The sequence below is a fragment of the Streptomyces sp. NPDC005263 genome (genome assembly GCF_042872365.1).
GTDB lineage: Bacteria > Actinomycetota > Actinomycetes > Streptomycetales > Streptomycetaceae > Streptomyces.
In genome coordinates, this window is record NZ_JBIAKJ010000015.1 from 24,680 (window position 1) to 39,465 (window position 14,786).

Genomic DNA, 14,786 nt, shown 5'->3' on the forward strand with positions numbered 1-14,786 from the left:
AAGGGTCCGTCCAGCGGCGACAATGGAGACCTGCCATGTCCCCACAGCCCACCGCCCCGCCCACCCGTCGAGGCAGTGCCGGCCACTTCCTGCGGGGCGCCGCTCGAGTGCTCGCCGCGGCCGGTCTCGCCGTGGACGCATACCTGCACGCTCATCTCGCGGAGCGATACGACGTCATCTCGTCGAGTATCAGCCAGGGCACTCTCTTCCGTATAGAGGCGGCCCTCGCGGCGCTGGCCGCGCTGCTCGTCCTTGTCTGGCGCCGGCTTCCGGGGGATCTCTTCGCGGCCTTGGTCGCGGTCGGCGGGCTCGCGCTCCTGCTCGTGTACCGCTACGTGGACGTCGGCGTGCTGGGACCGATCCCCAACATGTACGAACCCGTCTGGTACGGCGAGAAGGAAGCCACCGTAGTGGCCCAGGCCGTCGCCGTGCTCGCCACCCTGTACCTGCTGCTCGTCCGCCCCCAGGGCAGACGCGTGCACTGAGGAGGCGGCTTCTGCGGCTGCCTGGCCTGGTGACATCGCCTGGTGAACGCGCAGCGTACGAGGGGCCTGTCGCGGCCGAGACGTCAGCCGTTGCCGATCAGCCCATGGCCGGTGCCCGGGTCTTTCGCCGCGCCGGGACGCCCATCGTCCGTCACGGTGCCCCGAAGTGAGTGCGGACCGTAGTCCAGAAGCACGGCGGCCCATCGGGTGGCCAAGGCGTGTTTGCGGGTGTTGCTGAGTGCTTCCTGGATGAACGCCCCCATCCGCCGTTCGGAGGTCCCATCGTGGCGCACGCGCCGAAACCGAACCCGCGCGGCACCCTTGGTGAGAACACCACGCCCCCAGTGGGTTCTCACGAGAACGCCGTCCAGATCCCTCGAACCCGCTGGTATCCCGTACCCCCGGGCGGAACTGGCAGCCGGGGCGCAGGTCGGGAACGAAGGCGTCCAGGGCGACGCGACGGAAGCGCTGGCGCTGGACGGAGCGAGATGCTGGACGTCGGCTGTGAAGCGGGGGAGTGGCTCGTAGGTGGGCGCCATATCCGGTGCGGTCGGATACGTCTCTCCGCACGCTTTCAGCCGTGCCTTCCGACGTGCGCGAGGCATGGCCCCAGCCACGTACCGTTCTCGACTTGGCGAGTGATCGCAGGCACACGTCACCGGCAACGTCAACGGGTCAAGGGAAACGAGAGGGGAGCCCGGAGATGGGGCGGGGCCCTCGGGCGCGTGCGCGCACGTCTCGCGCTGCTGATCCGTGCACTCAAGCGCGAGCGCCTGATCTTCCGCGACCTCTCGAAGAAGCCTTCGCCACCGGCGAGCCGCTCAAGCTCAGGCGGCTCTTCGGTATCAGGGGCGCGGCCGCCATGCGGTACGTCGGCGCCGCCCTACCTGGAGCGCACCGCGAAGGTGCCACATGCACGGTGGTAACCAGTCATGCCTGGTCGGTCTGGTTGCTCGTACGGTAACGCCAAGGGGCGAACAGCCGATGGTCGTGCTCTGAGAACGCGTCGAGCGATCCGACCCGCTCGTACGCCTCCTCGGTGCGCGGGTCGCCGCGCCGAGCGAGTGCCCAGGCTGCCTCCAGACGCAGATCCTTGTCCTCCTCGTCGAGGAGTGCGAGGAATGCATCCAGGGTGGGGGTGGTCCGATCGTCAGAGCCGGCGAGGGACTCTGCAGCGTGGCGCCGTACCCAGAGAGAGTCGTCGCGGATCAGCAAGAGCAGGGCGTCCCGAATCGCCGGCTCGAGTCGGTTGTCGGGAGTGAATCGCGGGGCGAACGCCTGGGCTACCGAGGCCCGGACCTCAGGCTCGGCATCGTGAACGAGGCCGAGCAGTGCCGATGTGGCCGCATCGCTGCGGGCGGTACGCTCCCGGCTCACGCAGAACACGGCCTCGCTGCGTACGCTCGGGTCCGAATGGCCGATGTACCGCAGGCCGATGGCCTCCTGCTCCGGATGCCCATGGTCGGTGTAGACGTCCAGAACCGCGGCCAGAACCTGCCCGTCAGGTTCCTCTTGAGCCCAAGACGCCAGGAAGTCGACATCCTGGGCGACGTCCGGTGCGCGGTCCACCGGCACGTAAAGGTTGCGGTGCCATATGACCTGCGCGAGGAAGCGGCGGTAGACGGGATCGGGGTGCTGCCGCAGCGAGGTGAGTTCGGACCACATGCCTGGGCTGCGGCGCTGGCCCAGGTAGAAGGCAGCGGCGAACCAGTTGCTGTCTCCCTCCTGCGAGTGCGGGATGGCGCGTGCCATCAATTCGTCGAGAGGCGGGAACACACCGAACTCCCACTCAAGGTGGGTGAGGATGGCTCCGTGGCCGTTCCGCACAGTGCGTCCGCCGAGGGAGAACTCTTCGATCGTGTCACCGTGAGGGTCGTCGATCTGGCGCTTGGCAGGCGGTTCAGCGGCTCCGGTCCGGCGGCGCAGTTCTTCAACCACGCCCGTCTCGTGCCAGTGGCGGGTCAGGTCGAGCAGTTCTCGCCGGGATGCCTCGGGCAGGCGAAGCCGAGGGGCGTTCCCGAGCACAGCAGAGACCAGCGTGGGGGAGCCCGTATCGACCGCCTGCAGTAAAGGAGTACCGCCGTCCGGAAGCTCTCGGTCCTGGTCGGCGCCCCCATCGACCAGGACCGCAGCGGTGAGGTGATCGAGCCTGGCCACGGCGGTGCAGAGCAGAGGCAGTCCTTCAGAGCCCAACGTGTCCGGTGCTGCGCCCTGCTCCAGACAGGTCCGCACCGTGTCGGTGTCCCCGGCGATCACGGCACTGACCAACCGGCCAGCCAGGTCCAACGACGAATCCGTCAACGCTCCCCCTGATGGTGTGTTCGAAGTGAGCAACGTACCCGAAGCAGCGAGACCATGCCGAGTCCACCCGGTAGCGACGAGGCGCTCGGCTAACAGGGCAGCTGATCTGGGTAGTTGGTGTTCTGGGAGGTTTTTGAGGCTGGCGTCATTTGGTGGTCGTTGCTGGTGATGTGAGTGTTCGTCGTCCGTACCGCAGTGACGTGTTCGACGCCCGCTGGGCCTTGATCGAACCGGTCTTTTCCGCTTGGCGGGCGAGACGGACCGGACCGGCACAGCGGCCCGGGTACATGATCTGAGAGAGGTCGTCAACGCGATCCTCTACGTCAACCTGGCCGACACGCCGTGCGCACATCCGCGCACGAGTGATCTTGAGTTTTCCCCGCCGCTTCAAACCGTACGTGCGTTCTCCCACGTACGGCTTTCGGCATCCTGGCCGGGCTTCTGGCCGGATCCCGCCTCGCCGGTCTGTCGCTGCGCCGCGGCCACACGAAGGGATGCGTGCTCGTCCCGGCACCGGCGTTGTTCGCCTCTGTACCCGTGCTGGCTCCCGGCACCCTGCTCAGGTCGCGGTGGCCGCACTGCCGCTGCTGGTGGCCGGCCCGCTGGACCCGCTTACGCATCCACGGGATGCAGCGACGGCGCTCGCGTCGACCGAACCGCAGCACAGCAGCAGTCCGTGACACGGAGCCCGGCCCCCCTCGGTCACTCAGCGTGCGTGCGGGAGCCTGCCAGCGGAGAATCAGCCTGTGAACCGGTACCAGCAGATGCTCCACCAGGCGTGGGACCGGCTCGCCGCATACGCGCTCATCCGGCGCGCTCGTGACCTGGAGCTGATGCACCGGGCCATGGCCTTTGCCACCTTGGCCCTGGTCACTCTGGCACCGCTGCTGATCGTTGTGGCCGCTGCCGATCCACTGCAACGGGGAGGTTTCGCGGCCTGGCTGGTGGACGGCATGGGTTTGTCGGGACGGTCGGCGGATGTGGTGATGGAGATCATCGGTCCGCCGCGCAAGGTGATCGGCACCACCAGCGTGTGGGGCGGGATCGCGCTGGCCGTCTTCGGAGTGTCGTTCGCGGGCAGCGTGCAGAACGCCTACGAGCGCATCTGGAATCTCTCTCCCGGCCGGTGGCACCGCGTCTGGCGGCAGGCACTGTGGCTGGCCGGGCTGACCGCCTATCTCTATCAGGAAGTGAAGACACAGACCGCGCTGCACGGCTGGCAGCGGATCGCCCTGTCGACGGTGACGGGCGTGTTGTTCTTCTGGTGGGGACAGCACTTCCTCCTGGGCACCCAGGTCCGTTGGCGCGACTTGCTGCCCGGCGCGGTCGCCACCATGATGGCCTTGGGCGGGCTGCGCGCCTTTTCCTATTTCGTCTTCACACCCCTCATCGTGTCCAGCGCGATCAGTTACGGCACTGTCGGCGTCGTGCTCGTGGTGGAGTCCTGGCTCATCGGTGTCGGATTTGTCTTCTACGGAGGCGCCCTGTTCGGTCGATGGTTCTCCGATCACCATTGGCCCGCGCGAGGCGACGCAGCGGCGGCTTGAGGGCAGCCGCAGCGGTGCGTCCGCCGCATGACGGTGACGGGCGTTGAGCGGGCTCACACGGCGGAAGGATCGGCGAGGTCAGCCACCCGTGCCATGGCGTCACCCGGAAGAGCGCCCGCTCATGGGCGACCCGGCGTTCCCGGTTCGGACCGGTTACACAAAGCCGCTCGAGCGCACCGAGCGGGGCGACCTCATTCACGGCGACCTCTGCGATGCGGAGGGCGGCCGCCCGTCGTACGCCATCCGCCCCGCGGCCGGGCAGCGCGGCCTCGACGAAGATCGAGCCGGTCACCGGATGGTCGAGGCCCGAGCGAATCGCCGGAAGGAACAAGCCTGCGTTGGTGTGTGCCACCAAGGTGACGGGGCTGCTGGCCGCGACCTGCCGAAGGCCGTCGCGGACGGCGTCGGCAATACGGGGCCGGAGGGGGGGAGTGAAGCTTCCCGTTGATCCAGGACACCTGGAGACTGGGATGAGCGCCAGCTGTCTCTCTGGGGGCTTCGGGTAAGGCACTTGGCCGTCGATGCCCCGCTCGACGTACCGGTTCAGCGTGGGTAGGCACGTCGCGAGGCCGGCGGCCACGTGGTCGATGCTCGGGCTCTGACGAGCCTCGCTGATTTCGGACACGCCCCAAGGGACCTAAGAAAAGAAACCTACGTAGGGCACGAGCCGGGGTGGCTGGAAGGATCAGGGGCCGTGCGTCCGCCGCCGGTGCCCGGACCGGGTTCCTGGATGCCGCACCGCAACCGCAATGGCTGAAAATGTGTCTTTGGGCGCGTGATGTGTCTTTGGACGCGTGGCCGAAGTTCCGGGGGCGGTGGGTTTCCGGCAGCACGTGCGGCCTTGGGGGGCTGGAATGAACACATGGGCAGTGCCTGGATACATCGAGTCACTGGAGCTCGGATCCGGGGCGAGCGGGCGGGTTGTCCTGGCCGTGCACGCGGAGACCGGCGTTCCGGTCGCGGTGAAGTACCTCAGCGAGTCACTGCGCACCCGGCCGGGCTTCGTATACGAGTTCAGGGCGGAGGCGCGGCTACTCGGCGGCCTCGAGAGCCCGTACATCACCGGGTTGTACGAGTACGTCGAGAGCCCGGACGGCGCCGCCATTGTGATGGAGCTGGTGGACGGTGTCTCGCTGCGGACTCTGCTGGCCGGGCAGGGCCCGCTCGCCCCGGAGGCCGCACTCGTGCTTCTCAAGGGATCGCTGCTCGGTCTGCACGACGCGCACCGCATCGGCGTCGTCCACCGCGACTACAAGCCGGCGAACGTCCTGGTCGTACCGGACGGATCGTCCAAGCTCGTCGACTTCGGGATTGCGGTGGACGCAGGCACCAGCGTCGGCGTGGCGGGAACTCCCGCCTACATGGCCCCGGAGCAGTGGACCGGCGCGCCCGCCTCTCCCGCCGCCGACGTGTACGCGGCCTCGGCCACGTTTTTCGAGTGTCTGACGGGCCACAAGCCTTACGCGGGTGACAATCTCGCCGAACTCGCGCTGCAGCACATCGAGGCGCCCGTCCCCGCCGAGGAGGTTCCGGAGTCGGTGCGGGAGCTGGTGCGGCGGGGTATGGCCAAGAATCCGCAGCAACGGCCCAGAGACGCCCAGGAGTTCGTCACGGAACTGGAGGCGGTGGCTGGCGCAGCCTACGGGCCCGACTGGGAGGAACGCGGCCGCGGCCGGCTCGCCGCGCTGGTCGCACTGCTGCCGCTGCTGCTGCCCTCGGCCCGCAGCGCCCCGCGAACCACCACCGACACCGCACGTACAGTCCTGGGCCGCGAACCAGACCTCGGCTGGGCGCGGTCGTGGCGGCCCGGCAGGCCGGGGATGCTGGTGGCCGGTGCGGCCGTGCTCCTGGCCGTCGTCCTGTCCTACGCCGTCCAGCGCACCCCGGGAGCGGATCCGCAGCAGGTGGCGCAGGCCTTGGCCACCACCAGTGCCCAGCCCGGCCTCGAGTCGGGAGGACCCACCGGCCCGACCGCCTCGGCCGACTCCTCCCCGTCGTCCCCGTCGTCCCCGCTGTCACCCGGCCTGTCGCCCTCGGCCCCGGCGACAGCCGTCACTGGCGAGCCCTCCGCGCCCACCACCACGGCTCCGCCCCCGGCCACCACGACACCCACCGCGACGGCCACCGGGGCGACACCGACGACCGCCGCCCCCACCTCCCCGGCCCCGCCGGCCGTCAAGGACGTCGCGGTGTCGAGCTTCCAGCAGACGGGTCCGACGACCGCCTCGGCCACGATCGACATCACCACGGACGGCACCGGGCCGATCTCCCTCACCGTCTCGTGGTCCACGGGCGACACCGGGCTACAGCTCGGCACCACCCCGGACGGCGTGTCCCAGACGTTCGAACGCAGCGGCGCAACCCAGTACACACTCACCGTCGACCACACCTTCCAGGGGACCGGCTGTTACTGGACGGTGCAGGCGACGACCACGCCGGCCTCCGCCGACGGTGGCGCCTCGCAGCAGCTTCTGACCAGGGGATGTGGCCTCCGATGACCACTCAGGACGACGACCGCACTCCGGCTTCCGCCGAGGCCGCCGAGCCCACCCGGGTGCTCGACCCCGCCGACGACGAGTACAGCGCCACGGTGCTGGCCAGCCACTGGATCCAGAGGCCCGAACCGGAGGCCACCCTCGTCGGGCCACCCTCAACGGAGATCCAGCCGACGCCGCTCGCCCCGTCGGCAGCACCCACACCACGCACACCACCGACGCTGCCCGACCGTTCCGAAGGCACCGTGCTGCGTTTCGGCCCGGGCGTGACGGCGGCCGTCGCGCACCGTACGCACAGCGCGTTGCCCACTGTGCCGCTGCCCCTCGCACCCCCGCGCCGACGCCTGCGAAGACACGCTCTACCGGCGCTCGTTCTCATCGCCGTCGTCGCCTTCCTCGCCTGGCAGCGCCTAGGACCGTCCGTCGCGGCACGCACAGTGGCGGTCACCGCCCGGCCGACGGTTCTGGGATGCGACGACACAGCGGACATCGTCGCCCTCGTCACCACCAACGGCCGGCCAGGCACCCTCTCCTACCGCTGGACCCGAAGCGACGGCACCGCCTCGGGCGTCCTGCGCGAAGTAGTGACCCGGGGCCAGACACAGGCCCGTCTGCACCTGCTGTGGACCTTCCAGGGCAAGGGTCACTACACGGCACAGGCCGAACTGCGCCTCCTCTCGCCCACTCACCGCTCGGCGACCACCCGCTTCACGTACGCCTGCCCCTGACCGGCCGGTCAGGGGCAGTTCTTTGCCGCCCCAGATGGCCGTGGACGCCCCCGGGGCGGAGGTCGCCTTCGCGTGCCTGGCGGTGACCGAGCAGCAGATCGAGGAACACCGGTTGCCGACCGCACCCACCAAAGACACCGACAACCGCTCGTTCCCGGCACGAGCCCAGCCACCGATGGCCGTCGTGCACTCGAACGGAGCCCCTGTGGCCCTCGGGCGGGCCTTCGTAGTCGTCCAGACCGGTGAGCAGCAGACTGCCTGTTCCGGGGAACTGTCCTGAGCTCTCCGCGTCCTCCAGCCACCAAGGTTCGAGTCCCTCGTCGTCCGGCACCAGCCACACTCGGCTGCCTACCCAGTCCCGCACCTCGCCGTCTACCAGGACCCAGTCGAGCAGTTCGTACGTCCCACGCCGGGGTTCCCCGAACAGCCCCTCTGCCTCGTCGCAGACTCCCCAGGCATGGCCATGCTCGGTCTCCGTCAGCGTGTACCGCGTGGGCCCGCGATGGTTCGCGTCCTCCTGCACGGAGGGAATCATGCCCGGACCAGGCTTTCGCGGCGAACTCTTTCCCTGTGGCGGGTCACGATCTCTCACGGCTGAACACCCGAGTTGGCCATAAGCGACCAAGTTCCCTCGGTTCTGGCGGGTCACGTGACGTTCGCTGCCCTTGCACGCGTCGCGACGCGCAGGACTATGTGTGATCAGGGAGGGTGATCGACGTGCTTGTCGCAGGGGGTTGAGGGCCTTTTTCCGCACCTGAGCGCAGTGGCCGTCGATCGGGTGGGGTCCGATGGTGTGTCCGCGAGGTTGTCCGGACGCCGTCATCAACGGGCTGACCCTGGACACAACCCAGGTGCTGTCGAGGGTGCCGTGACGCGCTTCAAGGCCCTCAAACGCCAGCACTACGGGCGAGCCAACTCCGGCCTCCTCAGACTTCGGATACTGCTGACGCCTTGACCACGTCACGTGATCGTCGGTGGTGCGTACGTCCTGTTCGATTCGGAGTAGGTCGAGACCGAGGCTCTTCGCTGTCTTCGCCGGAGTCGACATCCGCGCAGGCCCGCTCCGCTCTTCGCATAAGCTGAGCCACGCCCGTGTCCTGGACAGGAAGCGTGAGATGAGCGACGACATACGAGCCCTCGCAGAGCGCATGTATGAGGCATTCAATGCCCGTGACCTCGCCGTGGCAGAGGCGATCTTCTCGGCCGACTTCGTGAGCCATCCGTTGGGAACCGTTGGCGTCGACAGCGTTGTGAAGGCGTGGAGCGGGCTCCACGCCATGTTCCCAAACATCCAGGTCGTCGTCGAGGACATGCTCGTCGATGCAGATAAAGCCGCAGTCCGCACGAGCCTGCACGGCATCACGGGGGGAGTTGAGGAACAGGCTCCCCCCGCGATGATGGAGATCTTCCGGGTGCGGGACGGGCGCATTGCCGAGCTGTGGGGCCTGTCTTCACTCAGCCGCCCCGGGCGCTGAGTTCAACGTTCAGCCTCCCTGGGAACGGTGCGCGGGGACCGGCGACGGGGCTGGTGAACGTCAGCGGTCCGTTCTCAGCAGGGGACTCAAGTCCGGGTGGACTCGCCCGGGGGTGATAGTCGTCATGGTGTATTCCGCGACGCCGTTGAGGACGAAGGGGTCCTGCGCCGCGATCTGTTCAATGGCCGCGCGGTCGGAGCCGCGTGCGATGATCACGCCGCCGATCGAGGTGGGGACGGTCTGGCCGGAGACCAGGAAGGTGCCGTCCTTGTGGTGTCGTTCCAGATAAGAGACGTGGTCGCGGACGAAGGGTTCCGCCTCCTGTTCCGGGGCCGTGTAGTGCAGTGACAGCAGATGCAGCATGATCCTCTCCAGCTTCGCAGTGGCCGAAGAGGATCATGTCACCGCGTCCGGTCCGGGCGGGAGTTGCCTGGACCGGACGGAGGACGCCGACTGGCTAGTAATACTTCGTTAGGTTCGGGGCTGTCTGTGGCCGATCCGGAGGCTGAGCAGGGGGCGCCCGCAGGTGGTGCAGGTACCCCGGTCCAGCACCTCAGCAGGTCCTGCAGGACATTGAGGACCTGGTAGAGGGTCAGGCCGGTGTGCGGACTTTTGGGTCGAGCCGCCTGAGGGTGAGAAAAGCCTGGGCGGTGGTGGCGAGGGTGACGTGGTGGTGCCAACCGCGCCAGGTGCGGCCCTCGAAGTGGTCCAGTCCCAGACCATGCTTGAGTTCGCGGTAATCGTGCTCGATCCGCCAGCGGATCTTGGCCCACCGCACCAGGTCAGCGGCAAGTGTGGTGGCGGGCAGGTTCGATATCCAGTAGTCCGTCGGAGTGGCCTGGCCGTCCGGCCATTTGACGAGGAGGGTCTGGGCGGGCAGGAGCCGTCCCACCGGTTGCGGCCGCCGCCCGCCTCCTGGGCTCTGCGGCCAGGGACTGCTTGCCCGCGGGCCGCACCATCAGCACCGCGAACCGTGAAGTCATCGCGCCTTTGGTGCCCTGCCTCAAGGTCACCTCGGTGAACCGCTCCGCACCCGCCTGCGCCCCCGCCTCCGCTGCGAGGACGCAGAGGCTCGCGGTGGGGTGCGGTAGCGGGGAAGGGGGGGAGGCCCGAGTTCCGCCATAAGCAGGCTTATGCGGCTCGGCATCCTCCAGGTGGGCGGCTTCCTTCCCGGTCAGGGCCAGGAAATGGACCCCCCAACCTCGATCGCGTACTGATTCGCAAGGGGGTGGAGGTTGTTTCGGATTCGTCGCCAATGCCCTGTACTACGGCGGCGGTTGCACGCTGGAGCTGACAGCATCGATGTGGCCGTGCGCGACCGCAGCGCGTACGCGCACCTGCGACCTGAACGCCGACACCGGAGGATCCGGCTCCAGCCCCGGTCATCCACCGCATGGGTGGGCCGTCTGATGGAAGGGCAAGCTGACCCTGGCCAAGAATCCGGCGCACAGTCCCGTCCAACTGCAGGCCGAAGCAGAGGAGCAGGAACAGTGTCGAGTACCACCCCAACCTCGGATCCGTCACAGGCCGGTCAGCCCGACCCACACATCGACAGCGCCCTTTCTCTTTTGCGTGTGGAGGTGGCACGTACCGACAGCAAAGCATCTCTGCTGCTGGCTCTGACCGGTGCCGCGCTAGCCGTACTTGTCTCCCAAAGTGCCGACGGGCATCTCCCAGTACCCGCTGCGGCGGTGGGCGGGATCGGTGCGGTCGCACTGCTGGCTGCCACAGTGGTGCTGCTCCTTGCCGTCCGTCCTCAATTAGGCGGTCCGGGGTGGCCACGGTGGGCGAATCTGTCTGACGACGAGCTTCGGGACGAGCTGGCCGCAGGCCAGCACCTGACCTTGGTCAAGGCGCTCGCTGCCTCTGTGCGGGCAAAGTATGCCCGGATTCGTCTCGCGGTCGACCTGCTGTTGGCCGGACTGGGATTCCTTGCTGCCGCGGCCGTGCTCACCGCCATGAATCCTTGATCGCTGATTCATACCGATGGCCATGGGATGTGCCTGCCCCCTCACGAGGCGGCCGAGGGGAAGAAGTTGCTGCATCAGCGGGGGCTGGAGGTCGAACTGTCAGCCCAAGTCCAGGCGGCGGAAGCCTGGGCCGCGGAACCGGCGCAGCAGGCGACATCATGTTCACAGTCGCCCTCCGCCACTACGCGGGCAGCGACGTGCTTCCCGCCTTGCCCCTTCGGAGGACGGATTCCAGCGCGGCCCGGTCAGCCCGGTGCCGACTGCTCCCGCGTAGCCGACGGGCAATGATGGCCGCAGCCGATCGCGGTGCGAGCGTGCAGGGGGCAGGCGGTCTTCAGGGGCCGCAGGGCTGTGCGGAGCAGCTCGGGCACGGCGTCGGACGGCACGACGTGCATGGCCACGTAGGTGAGGACGAGGGTCACGAGTGCCGCGAGAGCGACCCCTGACGATGCCGGTGACATCGGCTGTTCGGCTGCCTGCCGCCTGGCCTACGCCTTCCAGTGCCTCGCCCGCTGCTACGAACGCCGCGCTCCCGTCATCGACGCGCGACAGCCCCCCGGGGCACAAAGCTTGACCCTGGAGAGGATGCCACTGCGGCAACTCCGCGGCCGGCGAACATACGTAGCCGATTGCAGTAGTTCTACTGATGTCTTCAACGTCCGCTTAGGGGAGGGTCTTGATCGAGGATGAACCGTGCGCGACCGGTAGAGCCACTGAGTACAGGTCGGGATGATGACGTTGCTGGAGTCTGCGGGAGACCGGGTACGGTGGCTGGTCCGCGCCGTCACCCCAACGGGACGTAACCGGCCGGCTCGGTATGCCGCCGCTCCGGTCACAGCCTTGCTGGCGGCCGTCGCGCTGCTGACGGCCGGCTGCTCGGGCGACGGAGACGGCACCGACGCATCGGCCGCCACGCCCTCCGTGCCCGGCACTGCCACCGCTGCCCCGACCACCCCGTCGGCCACGCCCTCCCCGCCCTACCCGACCAACGCCAAGGGCTGCCACCCCAACGGGGAGTGGACGACGGAACAGGCCGTGGACTGGGTACGAATGCAGGCCGACACCCCCGCCGCAGGCGTCTACACCTCCAAGGACCCGGTCACGATCGATGAGAGCGTGGAGGGCTACTCCGGCCCGCTGTGCAAAACGGTCACCGTTCAGGTGGAGTTCTGGAAGCTCACCTACGGCTCGGCGGGCGCCGGAGAGTACACGACCAGCGCCACGGGGGCCCCGCCGGACTACTACTTCGACATGGACTCCGTGAAGCGGACCGAGCTGCGCGTCGACGGACGCAAGGAGCACCTCGTGAAAACGCCGGAGAGGCTCTACGCCGGGGACCGCAGCGTCTGCGTGGGGGCCCTGGTCGCGGTGTACGTCGGCAGGCCCCTCCAGAGCAAGGAACTGCCCGAGCAGATCAGCACCGGGTCCGGGGGCCTCAGCATCGCCGGCGGGGACGTGGGATTCAGGACCGAGCGGGTGGCCGAGTACGAGCTGTCGCCTCCAGCGGCGCCGCACGTCTGCAGCCCCGAGGGCAAGCCCACCGCCGACCCGTACGACGTGCCCGACACCACGGGTGTGCCCGACCCGCTGTACCCGACGCCGACGTTCAGCTTCGACGTGGACGACGTCCTGCGCTCCCCGAGTTACGGAGATTGAGCATGTCGGGACCCGGCGACCGACGGGGCCGTGGGTTCACGGAATAGCTGGTGGGGGAAGGACTGACCGATTATCGGGACGGTCCCACAGGTATCTGATACAGGGAGGATGCTATGAGTAAGCGGGAATTGGGGCCGTATCCAGGTCTGAGATATGCGCACATGGTGTCCAAGGACGTCCACAGCAGCCATGTCGTCCGCCAGTTTGCTCTCTATCCGATCGGCATCGAGCGGCCGGAGAAGGGCCGGCGGGTGGAGGTGCTGGAATGCGGGAGCTGCCGGAAGCCGCTGAAGTTCAAGGTGCTCAGTGTCGCGGCGACCAGGAGCCGCCGGTGGGTGTGGCTGGTGCTGGGCCTGGCCGGGGTAGCGGCGGCGCTCGGGTTCGGGGTGGCGATCTTCAAGGTCGGCGGGCAAGTGGTCGAGGAGGGGGCCGCCAACCCGGTGGGCTCGCTGGCGCTGGGCTTCCTCGCCGGGTTCCTTGCCGCGACCTTCGGCCTGAGCTACTGGCGGTATGAGGACGGGGTGCGCGGGCCTGGCTCGCCGCTGATGTCGTTCGGTGGGCACGCTCTCCGGTGGCCGCGCAGCTAGGGGGTGTCCTGGCGATCATGAGCGGAGCCAGATGACGAGTGCGGCCGAGGTAGACATAGCCGCGCTTGTCGAACCTGGTCGCAACCGCGCGGAAAGCCTTCAACTTGTTGATCGCCTGTTCGACGGTGTTGCGCTTCTTGTAGCGGTCCTTGTCGAAACCAGGCGGCCGACCGCCGGCGCTGCTGCGCCGGGCCCTGTTGGCGGCCTGGTCGGCTTTCTCCGGGATGACGTGCCGGATTTCTCGTCTGCGCAGGTAGCGGCGGGTTGGGCGGTTGCTGTAGCCCTTGTCTGCGCTGACGCTGTCCGGGCTTCGTATGAGGCCTGCGAGTGGCGAGCCTCGGCACGCGGATCTTGTCCATAACCGGCTCGAACTGGGTGCAGTCGGCGCACTGCCCGGGCGTTATGACCAGCGAGAGTGCCCGGCAGCGGCCGTCCGCACTCAGGTGGATCTTAGTGGTGAACCCGCCGCGTGAGCGGCCGAGCGCCTCACCTCCTGCACCACCTCCGCCAGCCGGTCGATCAGTTCCGCCCGGATCCGAGCGGCTTTGACCGCCCAGGCGAAGCCCCTTTTGACAGCGGGCGGCCGAGCCTGCCAGGCGCCAGCGGCGTGGTGGTGCGCGCGCACGGATGTCGAGTCGACCGAGATGTCCCGGTCAATCTCGCCGACCGCGTCTGCCTCGGCCTGGACACGCTGGAGGAGCGCCATTTCCACTGACCATCCGTCAAATCACCTCTGTGTTCCACAGTCCCATCAACGACCGGACTGATCGTCGGGACATCTTCCAGTCTCTGGCGATGCTCGGCGCCGACCGCTGAATACGGTGGAGGGGCCGGTTGAATGAGAGGACGCGAAGAAGTGGATGTGTATGAGGCCGTGGACAGTCGCCGGGCCGTACGGGCGTTCAGCGATGAGCCGGTGCCCAGGGAGGTACTCGAACGAGTGCTGACCGCAGCGACGCGGGCTCCGTCCAGTGGGAACCTCCAACCGTGGCATGTGTATGTCGTGACTGGCGAACCCTTGGCCGAACTGAAGAAACACGCAACCGCCAGGGCACTGGCGGGAGACCCGGGTGATGAGCGGGAGTACCCGATGTACCCGGACGAACTGACCTCGCCGTATCTGGACCGCTTCTCCGCCGCGGCCGCCCAGCGGTACAAAGCACTGGGAATCGAGCGCGACGACCCCGACCGGCCCCAGAAGATCGCCGCCTTCAACTCGGAGGCGTTCGGGGCGCCGGTCGTCCTTTTCTGCTACCTCGACCGGACGATGGGGCCCGGACAGTGGGGTGACGCGGGGATGTACCTGCAGACGGTCATGCTGTTGCTGAGGGCGGAAGGACTGCACAGCTGCCCCCAGGTGATGTGGACCATGTACCGCAAGACTGTCAGCCAGATAGTCGGAGCCGATGACGGGCTCGTGCTCTTCTGCGGCATCTCAATGGGATTTGAGAAGGAAGGCGCGTCAAGGCTACGTACCGGGCGGGCGGCCACGACGGAAACGGTGCGCTTCATCGGAGTGTGACCGCTGACAGCCGAGATCGA

Annotated in this window: 15 protein-coding genes and 3 pseudogenes; 11 read left to right on the top strand and 7 right to left on the bottom strand. The window is 68.1% G+C overall.

Annotated features, from left to right (window positions below; all coding sequences use genetic code 11):
* Positions 1-35: 35 nt before the first annotated feature.
* Positions 36-485 (top strand): hypothetical protein, encoded by a 450-nt coding sequence (locus ACFYRY_RS39880; RefSeq protein ID WP_389157507.1) that lies wholly within the window; start codon positions 36-38, stop codon positions 483-485.
* An 83-nt stretch (positions 486-568) separates the two neighbouring features.
* On the opposite strand, the gene ACFYRY_RS39885 is transcribed toward ACFYRY_RS39880, so the two are convergent.
* Together ACFYRY_RS39885 and ACFYRY_RS39890 are read right to left on the bottom strand one after the other, a co-directional pair.
* A complete protein-coding gene (locus ACFYRY_RS39885) occupies positions 569-778 on the bottom strand; it encodes a hypothetical protein (RefSeq protein WP_389157510.1) in 210 nt (69 codons plus the stop codon).
* Positions 779-1,415: 637 nt separating this feature from the next.
* Positions 1,416-2,771, bottom strand: a complete 1,356-nt coding sequence (locus ACFYRY_RS39890) for a HEAT repeat domain-containing protein (RefSeq protein ID WP_389157513.1) — start codon at positions 2,769-2,771, stop codon at positions 1,416-1,418.
* Positions 2,772-2,956: 185 nt separating this feature from the next.
* On the opposite strand from ACFYRY_RS39890, the pseudogene ACFYRY_RS39895 reads away from it, so the two are divergent.
* From ACFYRY_RS39895 to ACFYRY_RS39915, 5 genes and pseudogenes are all read left to right on the top strand, one after another.
* Positions 2,957-3,129 (top strand): annotated as a pseudogene (locus ACFYRY_RS39895) (transposase); the annotation flags it as partial.
* A 421-nt stretch (positions 3,130-3,550) separates the two neighbouring features.
* Entirely contained in the window at positions 3,551-4,333 is a 783-nt protein-coding gene (locus tag ACFYRY_RS39900) for a ribonuclease BN (protein ID WP_389157628.1), read from the top strand.
* Positions 4,334-4,454: 121 nt separating this feature from the next.
* Positions 4,455-4,781, top strand: coding sequence for a hypothetical protein (locus ACFYRY_RS39905; protein ID WP_389157516.1), 327 nt, complete (start codon positions 4,455-4,457; stop codon positions 4,779-4,781).
* A 406-nt stretch (positions 4,782-5,187) separates the two neighbouring features.
* A complete protein-coding gene (locus ACFYRY_RS39910) occupies positions 5,188-6,831 on the top strand; it encodes a serine/threonine-protein kinase (RefSeq protein ID WP_389157519.1) in 1,644 nt (547 codons plus the stop codon).
* A complete protein-coding gene (locus ACFYRY_RS39915; RefSeq protein WP_389157522.1) occupies positions 6,828-7,556 on the top strand; it encodes a hypothetical protein in 729 nt (242 codons plus the stop codon). The genes ACFYRY_RS39910 and ACFYRY_RS39915 overlap by 4 nt, the downstream gene beginning before the upstream one ends.
* Before the next feature lie 139 nt (positions 7,557-7,695).
* On the opposite strand, the pseudogene ACFYRY_RS39920 reads toward ACFYRY_RS39915, so the two are convergent.
* A pseudogene (locus ACFYRY_RS39920) lies at positions 7,696-8,091 on the bottom strand (hypothetical protein); the annotation flags it as partial.
* A 580-nt stretch (positions 8,092-8,671) separates the two neighbouring features.
* Here ACFYRY_RS39920 and ACFYRY_RS39925 point away from each other — a divergent pair.
* Positions 8,672-9,031 (top strand): ester cyclase, encoded by a 360-nt coding sequence (locus ACFYRY_RS39925; RefSeq protein ID WP_389157525.1) that lies wholly within the window; start codon positions 8,672-8,674, stop codon positions 9,029-9,031.
* Positions 9,032-9,091: 60 nt separating this feature from the next.
* Here ACFYRY_RS39925 and ACFYRY_RS39930 read toward each other — a convergent pair whose 3' ends face one another.
* Positions 9,092-9,394: a YciI family protein gene (locus ACFYRY_RS39930; RefSeq protein ID WP_389157527.1), complete on the bottom strand. Its 303-nt coding sequence runs from the start codon at positions 9,392-9,394 to the stop codon at positions 9,092-9,094.
* A 229-nt stretch (positions 9,395-9,623) separates the two neighbouring features.
* Positions 9,624-9,923: a transposase gene (locus ACFYRY_RS39935; RefSeq protein WP_389157529.1), complete on the bottom strand. Its 300-nt coding sequence runs from the start codon at positions 9,921-9,923 to the stop codon at positions 9,624-9,626.
* A 598-nt stretch (positions 9,924-10,521) separates the two neighbouring features.
* Between ACFYRY_RS39935 and ACFYRY_RS39940 the strand changes: the two genes are divergently transcribed.
* Positions 10,522-11,001 carry a Pycsar system effector family protein gene (locus ACFYRY_RS39940; RefSeq protein ID WP_389157532.1) on the top strand — a complete coding sequence of 160 codons (480 nt, stop codon included), beginning with the start codon at positions 10,522-10,524 and terminating at the stop codon, positions 10,999-11,001.
* 245 nt (positions 11,002-11,246) lie between these two features.
* On the opposite strand, the gene ACFYRY_RS39945 is transcribed toward ACFYRY_RS39940, so the two are convergent.
* Positions 11,247-11,423, bottom strand: coding sequence for a hypothetical protein (locus ACFYRY_RS39945; protein WP_389157535.1), 177 nt, complete (start codon positions 11,421-11,423; stop codon positions 11,247-11,249).
* Positions 11,424-11,841: 418 nt separating this feature from the next.
* On the opposite strand from ACFYRY_RS39945, the gene ACFYRY_RS39950 reads away from it, so the two are divergent.
* Together ACFYRY_RS39950 and ACFYRY_RS39955 are read left to right on the top strand one after the other, a co-directional pair.
* Positions 11,842-12,657, top strand: coding sequence for a hypothetical protein (locus tag ACFYRY_RS39950; protein ID WP_389157538.1), 816 nt, complete (start codon positions 11,842-11,844; stop codon positions 12,655-12,657).
* A gap of 113 nt (positions 12,658-12,770) precedes the next feature.
* The gene (locus ACFYRY_RS39955) at positions 12,771-13,244 is read left to right on the top strand and encodes a hypothetical protein (protein ID WP_389157541.1); all 474 of its coding nucleotides are present in this window, start codon (positions 12,771-12,773) and stop codon (positions 13,242-13,244) included.
* 1 nt (position 13,245) lies between these two features.
* Here ACFYRY_RS39955 and ACFYRY_RS39960 read toward each other — a convergent pair.
* A pseudogene (locus ACFYRY_RS39960) lies at positions 13,246-14,126 on the bottom strand (IS5 family transposase); the annotation flags it as partial.
* Here ACFYRY_RS39960 and ACFYRY_RS39965 point away from each other — a divergent pair.
* The gene (locus tag ACFYRY_RS39965; RefSeq protein WP_389157631.1) at positions 14,101-14,766 is read left to right on the top strand and encodes a nitroreductase; all 666 of its coding nucleotides are present in this window, start codon (positions 14,101-14,103) and stop codon (positions 14,764-14,766) included. The pseudogene ACFYRY_RS39960 and the gene ACFYRY_RS39965 sit on opposite strands and share 26 nt — an antisense overlap.
* Positions 14,767-14,786 lie beyond the last annotated feature (20 nt).